Genomic DNA, 12637 nt, shown 5'->3' with positions numbered 1-12637 from the left:
ACGTCTCCCGTGGCCTCGAAGAAGCAGTCCTCCAAGCCGTCCGGTTCCGTCGCGGCAATGCGCGCCGGTGCCTCGGGCAAGTCCACCGGGCCGTCGCCACTGTGGGAAAACGTCAAGGCGATTCTCGTCACGCTGGCGTTCTTCCTCTTCTTCCGAACGTTCCTGATCGAGGCCTATCGGATCCCGTCGGGCAGCATGATCCCCACGCTGTTGATCGGCGACTGGCTGTTCGTGAACAAGCTGGCCTACGGCCCGCACGTCCCGTTCACCGACATCAACCTGCCGGGGTATGCCGAGCCGAAACGCGGTGACGTGGTGGTCTTCAAGTCGCCCAACCAGGTCGACCAGCCCGAAGATCCCAATCCGACCTTGGTGAAACGGTGCGTGGCGATTGCCGGCGACACGATCTGGATGCGCGGTGGGTTGCTGTACGTGAACGGCATGCCGCAAAAGCAGGGCTTCGCAGCCTCCCAGAATCCCAAGGGGGATGGCACGTTCTCGCATCCACTCTTCCAGTGGCAAAAGCAGTTCGAGCTCCATGGCGCGCCCATCGGTGAGCCCGCCGCGCAGCCGGCGCTTGATGATTGGGGGCCCATGGTCGTTCCCGCCAAGCATCTGTTCATGCTCGGTGACAATCGCTACGACTCCAAGGACGGGCGCTATTGGGGGTTCGTGCCGCGCGAAAATGTCCGGGGACGACCCGTCTTTGTGTACTACTCGTATCGCGCTGACGAGAGCGATCGCCCACTGCCATTCATCACGGATATCCGATGGGGACGCATCGGCACCATTCTCCGGTAGCGCGACCCGCGCGCGCCTTCGCTCTGGCGCTGCTGCTGTCGCTCGCGGGCGCATGCGGTGACGACAGCCCGCTGGCGCCGCAACGCGCCGAGTTGGCGGCGGCCCGGGCGCGATGGACCAGCGCGCGACCGGCGTCCAACAGCTACACGATGGAGCAGCGCGTCAGCTGCTTCTGTGTCACGGGCGCGACCAATTTCGAAGTCACCGTGGCCGCCGGCACCATCGTGCGCGCCCGGAGTCTGGAGACCGGGGTCGAGATGCGGTCTGCGCAGTTCACGATGTTTCGAGCCGTCGATCAGCTGTTCGAAGAGATCCGTCTGGCGCTGGGTGTGCCAGGCACGCTCAACAGCGTCGAGTTCGACCCGGCGACGGGGTATCCCACCACGGTGGCACTCGATCCGATCAAGCAGGCAGTCGACGACGAGGTGACCTACGTGACCCGCCATCTGACATTCGTACCATGAGCCAACACACGCAGGAATCGTTGTCGCGACATCGGCGAATGGCCTGCCGGTGGGTGGGCACGGTGCTGCTTGGCGCAGGCCTGACCGCAGCACACGGGCAAGCCGCGCCCCCTCGCGGCACGGTACACACCGACAGCCTGTGGTCGCAGTCCCTGGGCGCCACCAAGGCACTCACCGTATACTTGCCGCCCTCGTATCGCGTTTCGTCGGCGCGCCGATATCCGGTGCTGGTGTACTTGCACGGCCTCACCGGCGATGAACGCAACTGGGTCGACGCGGGGCGACTCGATCGCACGCTCGACTCGCTGTTCGCGGCCGGTCAGCCGGAGGCTATCGTGGTCATGCCCGACGGCGACGACGGGTGGTATACCACCTGGAACGGACTGGCTGACCTGCCCGGCTGCCGCGCTGATCGTGTTCGGAAAGAGCCCGCCGATGCGTACTGCGTTCCCTGGCAGCATTACGACGACTACATCGCCCGCGATATCGTGGCGCATGTCGACGGACGGTATCGCACGTATGCAGACGGACGTCACCGGGGAATTGCCGGCCTGAGCATGGGCGGCTACGGGGCCGTGGCCTTGGCCTTGGCCTATCCGGACGTATTTGCGGCCGCTGCGAGCCATTCTGGCGTGCTGTCACCCCGATATCTCGGCCCCACGCCATTCGCCTCTCCGCCACAGTACGCGGGCACCACGGCGGAACTGGAGCGCTCGTCGCGCGGTCTGTGGCGATACATGGCGCCGGCGTTCGGACGCGACACCATTGGCTGGGCCGCACGTGATCCGGCGGAACTCGCACGGCGCGCCATGGCGGCTCGCCGGATGGGTGCATCCAGGGCACCCGCGCTGCCGCGCCTGCTCATCGATTGCGGCGTGAACGATCAGTACATCAATCAGAATCGGGATTTTCACCAAACCCTGCTGCGACTCGGCGTGTCTCACCAGTATGCCGAATGGCCGGGAGCGCACACGTGGGGCTACTGGACGGCGCATGCGCCACAAAGTGTCTCCTTCCTCCTGGCCACCGTCGGCGCGCCCTGAAGCACCGTTCCGGCGCGGGCAATGGTGACGGTTCGTTCCCGTTCGCGGCGATGGTCGTCTGGCGCGCGGCAGGCCCAAGCGTAGTTTGCCTGATATGTCTCGGTTCTTTCCGCGCGACGTGGTGCACTGGGGCGAGGAGCGGTTGCATCCGCTGCGCGCGTTTGCCGTGCGCACGCTGGAACCGGCGGGGATCACCGGGCTGGTGCTGCGACTCTATCGGGCGCTCATGCTGGGGCTCACCGCCACCGGCAGTCTGGCGGCGTTCGTGGGCGGCCTCATTGTCGGCGCGCTGTTTCTCTGCGGGATGCTGACCTGGCACTTGGGCAACTTCCCGATCAAACGTTGGCCGATGCGCGTGCTGGCGTTCATCCTCATCGAGGTGGCCGCCGAACTGGGCATGAGTTCTCTGCTCATTGGATTCGGTCGGGAACGACTGGGCTCGCGCCTGGCCACGTGGGCTGATTGGTGGCCCATGGCTGGCCAGACCCTGATGGAACGAGGCATCATGCTCACGCTGTTCGCATTGGTGCTGGCCGCCAGCGTACAGATCGTGCGGCGCTCGCTCGACAAACGACCTCCACATCCCGCACATCCGGCCTAGACGTCATGCATCGCTTCGCGCTCCTTGCTGCCCTGAGTCTGCCATTCGCCGCTGCCGCGGCGCAGCCCGTGGTGGTGCCGGCCTCGCCCGGCGCCCGCACGTCCGGATCGCCGGCGGCGGATACGCTTCGACCGTTCGGCACGCTGCGTGATCAAGCGTTCAGACAGCAGAAGTGGCTGGAACTCCGCATGGAACGCACGCTGCCGGCGCTGATGCGTCGAGCCGGCGTGGACATGTGGGTGGTCCCCATGCGTGAGTATGCCGAGGACCCGCTGTTCACCGCCATCACGTCGCCCACCACCTTCGCCGCACGGCGCCGCACCATCTACGTCTTCTTCGACAAGGGACCGAAGGACGGCGTTGAGCGGTTGGCGCTGGGCGGAACGTCGCAGGGCAACGTGTTCAAGGCCGTGCGCAGCATGAAAGCCGTGGCGGCCCCCGCCGCCGGCAGCGGCACGAACGAGCGCACCGCCGAGTTGTGGGGCGATGAACAGTGGAACGTGCTGAAGCAAGTCATTGAAGAACGGCAGCCGAAGAAGATTGCTGTGAACACGTCGCGCACGTTCGCGTTTGCCGATGGCCTGTCGTCGGGCGAACGCGACGGCATGCTGCAGGCGCTCGGTCCGCAGTGGGGTGCGAAGATCGTGCCGGCCGAAGCGATGGCGGTCGACCTCATTGCCTCACGCCAGCCCGAAGAGGAAGCCGAGTTCCTGAATCTCAATCGGGTGGCCTGGGACATCATTCAGGAAGCGTTCTCCGCGAAGGTCATCACACCCGGTGTGACGCACACGGAAGACGTGGTGTGGTGGATGCGCCAACGGCTCAACGATCTGGGCCTGAGCACCTGGTTCCAACCCAGCATCGAGGTGCAGCGCCAGTTTGGCGTTGGAGAACTGGTTGGCGTGAACCCTGTCATCCTCAAGGGCGACGTGCTCCATTGCGACTTTGGTGTGACGGCCATGGGGCTCAACACCGACACGCAACACATGGCGTACGTGCTGCGCGATGGCGAGACCGACGTGCCGGCGGGACTCAAGAAAGCGCTGCAGAATTCCAACCGGTTGCAGGACATCACCGTCGAGGAACTGCGGCCGGGGCGCACCGGCAATCAGGTGCTGAGCTCGTCCCTGGCACGCATGAAGAAAGACGGCATCGACGGCACGCTGTACTCCCATCCCATCGGTCTGCATGGCCACGGCGCCGGCGCCTTGATCGGCCTGTGGGACTACCAGGACGGCGTCCCGGGTCGCGGCGATCACACGATCATCCCGGGCATGTGGTACTCGGTTGAATTGCAGGCCACCACGCCGGTGGCCGAGTGGGGCAACCAGCAGGTGCGTTCGATGCAGGAAGAGGACGTGATCATTGACGCGGCGGGAAAGGTCCGCTGGGCGTTCAAGCGGCAAACCGCGTTTCATCTGGTGCGGTGAGGCTTGAGACGGGAGACGTCCAGCCGGATGTCTCCCGTCTCCCGTCTCCCTTCTCCCGTCTTAACGCACTTAGATTTCCCCCATGACCATCCCGAAAAAGCGCCTCCTCGTCGTCGGCGACCGTGTCCTCGTCAAGGTCGAGGACGGTGAGCAGCGCACCAAAGTCGGGCTCTACCTGCCGCCGTCGGCGATCGACAGTCAGGCGGTGCAGGGCGGTGACATCGTGTCCACGGGTCCCGGCTTGGCCATGCCAGACCTGACCGACCAGGGTGACGAACCGTGGCGTATCGGCGGTTCCAATCGCGAGGCGCGCTACGTGCCGATGCAGGCCCGCGTGGGCGACTATGCATTGTTCTTCCGCAAGGCAGCAGTGGAAATCACGTTCGAGAACGAGCAGTACCTGGTGGTGCCGCAAGCCGCGATTCTCGCGCTTGTCCGCGACACGGCCCGTGAAGACATCCCCGAATACTGAGGTAGCATACATGATGTATCCCGAACAGTTGCTCATCCCCATGCGTCAGGAGCTGACCCGCGTCGGTGTTGAGGAACTGCGCACGGCGGACGCGGTCGACGCCCTGCTGAAGGATCAGAAGGGCACGGCCTTGGTGGTCGTGAACTCGGTGTGTGGGTGCGCCGCCCGTAATGCCCGGCCGGCCATTGCCATGGCGATGGCTCACGCCATCAAGCCCGATGTGGCCACCACGGTGTTCGCCGGTCAGGATCGCGAAGCCACCGATCGGGCGCGCGACTACTTCGTGGGGTATCCGCCCAGCTCGCCAAGCATCGCGCTGCTGAAAGACGGAGACGTGGTGTTCATGCTGGGCCGGCACCGCATCGAAGGCCGGACGGCGCAGGACATTGCCCACGACCTGACGGCCGCATTCGACCAGTATTGCGCGCCGGCGACGGCGTCAGCCACCTCACCCGTTTGACACTTTCCGGCACGGTTGCCGTAGGGTGAAAACGGTCCTAACGTAGGACTACCACAAGTGCGCGCCCCGCTCCGGTTGGAGTGGGGCGCGTTCTCGCGACCAGCCGCAGTGCACCCCACTGCTGCATCCAGGAGACGGTCATGGCGCTCGGCGACTTTCTGCGGAAACAGTTCATCGATGTCATCCAGTGGACCGAGTCGGGCCCTGGAGTCCTCATGTACCGCTTCCCCATGCGGGACATGGAAATCCAAAGCGGCGGCAAGCTCACGGTGCGTGAGTCGCAGCTGGCGCTCTTCGTCAATGAAGGCAAGGCGGCCGATCAGTTCGGACCCGGGTTGCACACGCTCATCACCAGCAACCTGCCGCTGCTGACGAACCTGCAGAACTGGGACAAGGCTTTCGAGTCCCCGTTCAAGAGCGACGTCTACTTCTTCTCCACGCGCATCCAGACGGCGCAGAAGTGGGGCACGCAGCAGCCCATCACCATTCGCGACAAGGAATTCGGCGCCGTGCGCCTGCGCGCGTTCGGCGTGTACAGCTTTCGCGTGGCCAATCCCGTGGTGTTCCAGTCCAGCATCGGCGCCACCGACGCGGAGTACACGGTCGAGCAGATCGAGCCGCAGTTGCGCAACGCGGTGATCAACGGTTTCACCGATGCATTCGCGAACGCGCAGGTGCCGTTCCTCGACATGGCGGCCAATCAGGGCGAGCTGGCCAAGCAGATCGCCGCCAGCGTGGCCCCGTCATTCGAACAGCTGGGCCTCAAGCTCGAGACGTTCACGGTGGAGAACCTGTCCCTCCCCGACGAGTTGCAGAAGCGTCTCGATGAACGCATCTCGATGAACATGATCGGCGACATGCGCACCTACACCCAGTTCCAGGCGGCGCAGAGCATCCCGATTGCCGCCGCCAATTCCGGTGGCATGGCGGGAATGGGCGTTGGACTCGGCGCGGGGATGGGTATGGGCAGTGCCATGGCCGACGCCATGCGGGGGACGATGGGTGGCGCGCCGCCGGCCTCGCCCGGCGTTCCGGCGGCTTCCGACGCCGCCGCACCAACGGGAGCGGTCAAGTTCTGCCTGCATTGTGGAAAGTCGATTGCCGCAGTCGCGAAGTTCTGTCCGGAGTGCGGCGGCTCACAGTCGTAGCCGCGCCATCAACCGGAATTGTCGATGAACGGCAGTGAGTGGGTCGTCGAGGCGTACGGGTGTGATCCCGTGCGCCTCGGCGACGTGGGCGCACTCGGACAGGTGTTCGATGCCCTGGTGGAGGAGCTTTCACTCCACCCGGTGGGCAACCCTTTGTGGCATCGTTTCCCGATGCCCGGCGGCGTCACCGGCATGCTGATGCTCGCCGAGTCGCATTTGACGGTGCACACGTTTCCCGAGCACGCCTCGCTGTGCGTGAACCTGTTCTGTTGCACGGCGAGAAAGGACTGGGATTGGTCCAGTCGCCTGGCGGAACTGGTGGGCGCGACGGATGTGCGCGTCCGCCGCCTGGAACGCGTGTATGCGTTGGAAGACGGGAGATGGGAGATGGGAGACGGGAGACGTTCGGACCTCCAGCGTCTCCCGTCTCCCGTCTCCATTCTCCCGTCTGAGAGTCCATGACCTCCCCGGCGCCCCGTGCCACCACCTGCCCCAACTGCGGTGCGTCCATTCGCTTTCTCTGGGCGCAAGCCGTGCAAACCACGTGCGCCTACTGCAAGGCAGTGCTCGTACGACACGATCTCGACCTCGAGACGGTGGGATTGCAGGCCAACTATCCCGAGACGGGTTCGCCCATTCAGATTGGCACCGAAGGAAAGTGGCGCGGGCGCGCGTTCGTGGTCGTCGGGCGTATTGCGTATGCCTGGGCGCGCGGTCGGTGGAATGAGTGGTACTGTCGCGTGAGTGACGGGACCAGCGCGTGGCTGTCCGATGCCCAGCTTGAGTACGCCATGACGGTGGTGGCCACGCCAGGCGGACCGCTTCCCGATCCCAACACCGTACGCGTGGGCGACACGTTCTACTGGAATGACCACGCCTACGATGTGGCCACCATGACGCATGCCAGCTACCTGGGCACCGAAGGTGAGTTGCCATTCACCTCGTTCACACGCGAAAGCTGTCTGTTCATCGACCTGCAGAATGATTCGGGTCAGCTGGCCACTGTGGACTTCAGTGATGACACGCCGACCCTGTATCTCGGCGAATACGGTGACTTCGAGTCCTTTGCCTTCACGCACCTGCGTGAATTCGAGGGATGGTAACGTGAGAACCGTCGCGTGACCGGCCTGCCGCTCGACCCCGCCCCGCCCCGCCCGCGGGCACAATCGCTGTCGTGTCCGTCATGTGGTGCCGCCATTGCGCTGCACGCGCAGGGATGGGCGGTCACGGTCGTCTGCGGTTCGTGTGGCGCCGTGCTCGATGCGATGGATCCGAATCTTCGCGTCCTGCAACGCCAAGCCGACGCCATTGCCGTCACGCCGCAATTGCCATTGGGCACGCGCGGTACCTGGCACGGCGTGACCTGGGAACTGATCGGGTTCCAGGTGGTCACGATAACCGTCGAGGGCACGGACTACTCGTGGACCGAGTACGTCGCGTTCAATCCCTTTCGCGGCTTCCTGTATCTCTCCGAGTATCAGGGACACTGGAATGTCATCGAGAAACTGCGTCGCCGTCCGCGCATCGATGCGGAAGGCGGGCGCCCCGTGGCGCACTTGGGTGAGCGCACGTTCAAGCACTTCCAGACCGCCACGGCGCGAACGACACTGGCGCTCGGTGAATTTCCCTGGCAATTGCAGGTGGGCGACACGGTGGTGGCCCGCGATTTCATCGCGCCGCCGCACATTCTGAGCGCCGAGGCATCTGACGGCGAGACCACGTGGTCGATGGGGACGTACACGCCGCCCGATGTGATCGCCAAGGCGTTCGGTCAGGACGGTCGGCTGTCGTCGCCGGTTGGCGTATTTGCGAACCAGCCCAATCCGAATGACGTCGGTGCCGGGCAGATCCTGCGTCGGCTGGGACTGTTTCTGGTGCTGTTGGTGGCGATGTTGTTCGCCAACATCGCGCTCTCGCGCGGCGCCGTGGCGTACACCAATCGCTTTGCGTTTGTGCATGGCACCGATGACTCGTCGGCGTTTGTGACGCCGGCTTTCGTGTTGGACGGACGCCCGTCCAGCGTCACCGTTGACATCGACGCCGATCTGGAGAACGATTGGATCTTTCTTGATTTCACGTTGATCGACGAAGCGTCCGGCATCGCGCGCGAGTTTTCACAACAAGTGAGCTACTATCACGGCCGCGACAGCGACGGGAACTGGTCGGAAGGCTCTCGTCATGCAGACGTGCGCCTGGCCTCGGTGCCGGCCGGCCGCTACTTCCTGCGGGTCGCGCCGGAAGGGGGAGAAGCCACGACGGCCAGCGTGAACTATGTGTTGCGGGTGCGACGCGATGTGCCGAGTTTCGGCTTCTATCTGCTCGCCCTGGGCGGCCTGCTGGTGCCGGCGTTTCTGGCGTTCGTCACGAAGAACGCGTTCGAGTCGCGTCGATGGGCCGAGAGCGACTACGGCTCGGCTACCGGCTCGGCCTCGAGTGATGACGACGACAGCGGAGATGACGAATGAGTGTGCGGCTCTACACCCTCTGGGGCGTGGCGGTGCTGCTGCTGCTGGGCACCGCGCAGTATCGCGGGTGGTCATTCACGTCAACCGCGCAGGGGAAAACCAATCCCAAGTCTGTTCGCGCCAATCCCGGTGCGTATCGTTCACCCTACTACATTCCCGGCCGCACGATGCGCGGGAAGTGACGGAGTCTGACCATCATGGATGCGATCTGGAGCAACGTGGCCAGTGCGGCGGTGTTCGCGGGACTCGGCGTGGTGCTGTTCGTGGTGGCGTTCGTCGTGCTCGATCTGCTCACGCCCGGCAAGCTGTGGGATGAGATCGGCGAGAAGCGGAATCAGGCCGCGGCGACGCTGATGGGCTGCGTGGCGATTGCGCTGGGCATCATCGTCGCCGCCGCGATACACTGAGGGAGACGGGAGACGGCAGACTGGACACTGGAGACATCCCGGCTGACGGCGCAACGCGCCATGCGAAATCGCCGTCGATCTGTACGACTGGATGTCTCCCGTCTCCCGTCCCCCGTCTCCCGTCTCAACTCCCATGAATGCCGCGCTGTTCATCTCCGTCTGCCTCATCGCCGCCTGTGGGCTCATCTATGAGCTCGTAGCCGGTGCGCTGGCCTCATACCTGCTGGGCGACAGCGTCACGCAGTTCTCGACGGTCATCGGCACGTATCTGTTCGCGATGGGCATCGGCAGCTGGCTCTCGCGATTCATCGGGCGCGGACTGGTCACGCGATTCGTCGTGATCGAATTGCTGGTCGGCATCATCGGTGGATTCTCGTCGCTGGTGCTGTTTCTGGCATTTGCCTATACCGATGCGTTTCGCCCCGTGCTCTATGGCACGGTCATCCTGATCGGCATTCTGGTCGGACTCGAAATCCCGCTGTTGATGCGCATTCTCAAGGATCGCTTCGACTTCAAGGATGTCGTCTCGAATGTGCTGACGTTTGACTATATCGGCGCGCTGTTCGCGTCATTGCTGTTTCCGCTGCTGCTGGTGCCGCGACTGGGCCTGGTGCGTTCGGCCATTCTGTTTGGTATCGTGAATGTGCTGGTGGGCCTGTGGAGTACGTGGCTCTTTCGCGACGTCCTGCCGCGTCGGCGCGCGCTGCAGGCGCTGGGGCTTGTGTCGTTGGCGTTGCTGGGCGTTGGCTTGTGGCAGGGGCAGCGCATCACCACGCTGGCCGAGGAGGGGATGTACGCCGATCCCATCATTCTGGCCAAGGATACGCGCTATCAGCGCATCGTGCTTACCAGTTGGAAGGACGATCTGCGGCTGTATCTCAACGGGCACTTGCAGTTCGCGTCGCGCGACGAATATCGCTATCACGAGGCGCTGGTGCACCCGGGTCTGGCCGCGGCACGTTCGCGTGCCAACGTGCTGGTGCTGGGTGGAGGCGACGGGTTGGCGGTTCGCGAAATTCTCAAGTATCCGGATGTCCAGCACGTCACGTTGGTGGATCTCGACGATGGCATGACAAACCTGTTCCGCACGCATTCCCGGTTGACGGCGCTCAACCTGGGATCGCTGAATGACCGGCGCGTGCGCGTCATCAATGCCGATGCCTTCACCTGGCTTGACCAGCAGTCGGCGCTGTTCGATTTCGTGGTGATCGATTTTCCCGATCCGTCCAACTATCACGTGGGCAAGCTGTACACCAGCGCGTTCTATCGGCTGGTGAAGCAGCACCTGGCGCCCGGTGCATTCCTCACGGTGCAGAGCACCTCGCCGATGTTTGCGCGACAGTCGTTCTGGAGCATCGTGGCCACGCTGGAAGGGGCGGGACTGCGCACGTCGCCGTATCATGTGTACGTGCCGAGTTTTGGCGAATGGGGATTCGTGCTGGCGGGCACCGGGTCGTATGCGCCACCGACGTCATTGCCGTCGGGGCTGCGGTATCTCAGCGCCGCGTCCGTGCCGGCCTTGTTCGAGTTCCCCACGGATATGGGCAAGGTGGCGGCGCTGCCTAATCGGCTGAACGATCAGGTGCTGGTCAGGTACTACGAGCGGGAATTCGAAGCGATCAATCGATGAAGACGGGAGACGGGAGACGGGAGACGGGAGACGTCCCGCCGGACGGGTTGCCGACGACCGCTTGTGCTGGCAGTGACTCTCCGACTGGGTGTCTTCCGTCTGCCGTCTCCTGTCTCCCGGCTTACACTCGCCGTGAGTTTCTGGCGGCGCTGATCGCTGCTCCCGCCGCTCCCGCCCTCATTGGACTCGCGCGAAAGAGCGGTCCCGCCATCACCGGTGGATTCGTCGACGACAACAGCGCGCTTGGTCACGCGTTGCGGGATGGGACGCTGTCGACACGAGCCCGTGAGCAGCGTCGCGTGTCGGTGGCCATTGTTGGCGGCGGAATGGGCGGCCTGTCGGCGGGTTGGCGGCTGGATGGACTCGGGATGCGCGACTGGCTGTTGCTGGAACTTGCCGACACGCCGGGCGGCAATGCGCGATCGGGACGGAACGACGCTGGACGATATCCGTGGGGCGCACATTATCTCCCGGTGCCCGGGCCGCAGGCGACGCTCGTGCGTCAACTGATGCGCGAACTTGGTGTCCTCGATGCCAACGGGGAATGGGACGAACGCACGCTCTGTCATTCGCCGCAGGAACGCCTGTTCCAGCACGGCCGGTGGCATGAGGGACTGGAGCCGCTGGACGCGCTGTCCGCTGATGAACGCGCGCAATTCGCGCGTTTGGCTGAGACCATCGCCGAATGGCGCGCAAGCGGTGTCTTCAGTGTGCCCACAGCGCTGGGGCACGAACGCCTCGCCAGCGGACGTGTGCCACGGGCAGTTGCCGATAGGGCCCGCGCGCTGGACGCCCAAACTGCCGATGCCTGGCTGCGCGAACAGGGCTTCACATCGCCGGCGCTTCGGTGGTGGGTGGAGTACGGCATGCGCGACGACTATGGTGCGTCACTCACGCAGGCGAGTGCCTGGGCGGCGGTCCATTACTCCGCAGCGCGGGAGCCGGACGAGCAGGGGCCGCTGACGTGGCCGGAAGGCAACGACTGGATCGCACGACAACTGGCGGCACGCGCGGGTGAGCGCATCGTGACTCGCGCACCGGCCGTGCAGCTGGAGCGGAAAGGAACACAGTGGGTGGTGCACACGCCGCTGGTCGACGTCACGTGTGACGCGGTCATCTGGGCCGCCCCGCTCTTGGTGCTCCCAAAGGTGCTTCCCTCGGTCACCTTGCCGGTGACCACCGACTATGCGCCCTGGGTCGTGGCCAACCTGACGCTGAAGCGCCCACCGGCTGAGCAGGGCGCGCCACCCGCGTGGGACAACGTCATCTACGGGAGCCCGTCGTTGGGCTACGTTGATGCGGGGCACCAGTCACTGGCGACCCGGCCGGATGGCCGTGTCTGGACGTGGTATCATGCCGTGGTCGACCGCCCATCGGCCGATGGGCGAAAGTGGATGCAGGACCGGTCGTGGAGCGCGTGGAGAGATCAGATTCTGTCTGATCTGTCGCGTGCGCACGCCGATATCACCGAGTGCGTCGCGCATATCGACATCATGCGATGGGGACATGCCATGGCGCGTCCGGTACCTGGACTCATGGCGCGTGTCGAGCGGCTTCGTCGATGGGCACCCGCGCCGCAGTTGGTGGTGGCCCATGCCGATTTGAGCAGTCTCAGTTTGTTTGAGGAGGCGCAGTGGCACGGTGTGGAGGCTGCCGACAGGGTGGTCGGCATGTTGGGAAGCGCACGCGGCCGTTTGCCGCGAGACTGAACCGGGG

Annotated in this window: 15 protein-coding genes; all 15 read left to right on the top strand. The window is 64.6% G+C overall.

The annotated features are described in order from the left end of the window. Positions 1 to 9: 9 nt before the first annotated feature. The gene (gene lepB, locus IPP90_03580; protein MBL0169801.1) at positions 10 to 801 is read left to right on the top strand and encodes a signal peptidase I; all 792 of its coding nucleotides are present in this window, start codon (positions 10 to 12) and stop codon (positions 799 to 801) included. Beyond that, positions 771 to 1265 (top strand): hypothetical protein, encoded by a 495-nt coding sequence (locus tag IPP90_03575; GenBank protein MBL0169800.1) that lies wholly within the window; start codon positions 771 to 773, stop codon positions 1263 to 1265. Before lepB ends, IPP90_03575 begins: the two co-directional genes overlap by 31 nt. Continuing rightward, positions 1262 to 2308: a prolyl oligopeptidase family serine peptidase gene (locus IPP90_03570; protein MBL0169799.1), complete on the top strand. Its 1047-nt coding sequence runs from the start codon at positions 1262 to 1264 to the stop codon at positions 2306 to 2308. The genes IPP90_03575 and IPP90_03570 overlap by 4 nt, the downstream gene beginning before the upstream one ends. A gap of 94 nt (positions 2309 to 2402) precedes the next feature. After that, positions 2403 to 2909 (top strand): hypothetical protein, encoded by a 507-nt coding sequence (locus IPP90_03565; GenBank protein MBL0169798.1) that lies wholly within the window; start codon positions 2403 to 2405, stop codon positions 2907 to 2909. Positions 2910 to 2914: 5 nt separating this feature from the next. Next, positions 2915 to 4339 (top strand): aminopeptidase P family protein, encoded by a 1425-nt coding sequence (locus IPP90_03560; GenBank protein MBL0169797.1) that lies wholly within the window; start codon positions 2915 to 2917, stop codon positions 4337 to 4339. Positions 4340 to 4421: 82 nt separating this feature from the next. Beyond that, the gene (locus tag IPP90_03555) at positions 4422 to 4811 is read left to right on the top strand and encodes a co-chaperone GroES (GenBank protein ID MBL0169796.1); all 390 of its coding nucleotides are present in this window, start codon (positions 4422 to 4424) and stop codon (positions 4809 to 4811) included. A 13-nt stretch (positions 4812 to 4824) separates the two neighbouring features. Next, complete coding sequence (locus tag IPP90_03550) at positions 4825 to 5271, top strand: BrxA/BrxB family bacilliredoxin (protein ID MBL0169795.1); 447 nt, start codon at positions 4825 to 4827, stop codon at positions 5269 to 5271. 140 nt (positions 5272 to 5411) lie between these two features. After that, the gene (locus IPP90_03545) at positions 5412 to 6419 is read left to right on the top strand and encodes an SPFH domain-containing protein (GenBank protein ID MBL0169794.1); all 1008 of its coding nucleotides are present in this window, start codon (positions 5412 to 5414) and stop codon (positions 6417 to 6419) included. A 24-nt stretch (positions 6420 to 6443) separates the two neighbouring features. After that, complete coding sequence (locus IPP90_03540) at positions 6444 to 6881, top strand: S-adenosylmethionine decarboxylase (protein MBL0169793.1); 438 nt, start codon at positions 6444 to 6446, stop codon at positions 6879 to 6881. Further along, a complete protein-coding gene (locus tag IPP90_03535) occupies positions 6878 to 7522 on the top strand; it encodes a DUF4178 domain-containing protein (protein MBL0169792.1) in 645 nt (214 codons plus the stop codon). Before IPP90_03540 ends, IPP90_03535 begins: the two co-directional genes overlap by 4 nt. A gap of 15 nt (positions 7523 to 7537) precedes the next feature. Then, positions 7538 to 8884: a DUF4178 domain-containing protein gene (locus IPP90_03530; protein MBL0169791.1), complete on the top strand. Its 1347-nt coding sequence runs from the start codon at positions 7538 to 7540 to the stop codon at positions 8882 to 8884. Further along, complete coding sequence (locus tag IPP90_03525; protein MBL0169790.1) at positions 8881 to 9066, top strand: hypothetical protein; 186 nt, start codon at positions 8881 to 8883, stop codon at positions 9064 to 9066. The genes IPP90_03530 and IPP90_03525 overlap by 4 nt, the downstream gene beginning before the upstream one ends. Positions 9067 to 9081: 15 nt before the next feature. After that, positions 9082 to 9291, top strand: a complete 210-nt coding sequence (locus tag IPP90_03520) for a DUF350 domain-containing protein (protein MBL0169789.1) — start codon at positions 9082 to 9084, stop codon at positions 9289 to 9291. Between the two features lie 91 nt (positions 9292 to 9382). Further along, a complete protein-coding gene (locus IPP90_03515; GenBank protein ID MBL0169788.1) occupies positions 9383 to 10921 on the top strand; it encodes a polyamine aminopropyltransferase in 1539 nt (512 codons plus the stop codon). Next, positions 10918 to 12630, top strand: a complete 1713-nt coding sequence (locus IPP90_03510) for an NAD(P)-binding protein (protein ID MBL0169787.1) — start codon at positions 10918 to 10920, stop codon at positions 12628 to 12630. Before IPP90_03515 ends, IPP90_03510 begins: the two co-directional genes overlap by 4 nt. The last annotated feature ends 7 nt before the right edge of the window (positions 12631 to 12637 follow it).

The organism is Gemmatimonadaceae bacterium (genome assembly GCA_016720905.1).
Lineage (GTDB): Bacteria > Gemmatimonadota > Gemmatimonadetes > Gemmatimonadales > Gemmatimonadaceae > Gemmatimonas.
This window is presented reverse-complemented; position numbering and strand designations above follow the sequence as displayed.

Coding starts and splice junctions, on each gene's coding strand:
- IPP90_03555 (MBL0169796.1), top strand. CDS start 4,422: ATGACCATCCCGAAAAAGCGCCTCCTCGTCGTCGGCGACCGTGTCCTC.
- IPP90_03560 (MBL0169797.1), top strand. CDS start 2,915: ATGCATCGCTTCGCGCTCCTTGCTGCCCTGAGTCTGCCATTCGCCGCT.
- IPP90_03540 (MBL0169793.1), top strand. CDS start 6,444: ATGAACGGCAGTGAGTGGGTCGTCGAGGCGTACGGGTGTGATCCCGTG.
- IPP90_03510 (MBL0169787.1), top strand. CDS start 10,918: ATGAAGACGGGAGACGGGAGACGGGAGACGGGAGACGTCCCGCCGGAC.
- IPP90_03565 (MBL0169798.1), top strand. CDS start 2,403: ATGTCTCGGTTCTTTCCGCGCGACGTGGTGCACTGGGGCGAGGAGCGG.
- IPP90_03550 (MBL0169795.1), top strand. CDS start 4,825: ATGTATCCCGAACAGTTGCTCATCCCCATGCGTCAGGAGCTGACCCGC.
- IPP90_03575 (MBL0169800.1), top strand. CDS start 771: ATGGGGACGCATCGGCACCATTCTCCGGTAGCGCGACCCGCGCGCGCC.
- IPP90_03520 (MBL0169789.1), top strand. CDS start 9,082: ATGGATGCGATCTGGAGCAACGTGGCCAGTGCGGCGGTGTTCGCGGGA.
- IPP90_03570 (MBL0169799.1), top strand. CDS start 1,262: ATGAGCCAACACACGCAGGAATCGTTGTCGCGACATCGGCGAATGGCC.
- IPP90_03515 (MBL0169788.1), top strand. CDS start 9,383: ATGTCTCCCGTCTCCCGTCCCCCGTCTCCCGTCTCAACTCCCATGAAT.
- IPP90_03525 (MBL0169790.1), top strand. CDS start 8,881: ATGAGTGTGCGGCTCTACACCCTCTGGGGCGTGGCGGTGCTGCTGCTG.
- IPP90_03545 (MBL0169794.1), top strand. CDS start 5,412: ATGGCGCTCGGCGACTTTCTGCGGAAACAGTTCATCGATGTCATCCAG.
- IPP90_03535 (MBL0169792.1), top strand. CDS start 6,878: ATGACCTCCCCGGCGCCCCGTGCCACCACCTGCCCCAACTGCGGTGCG.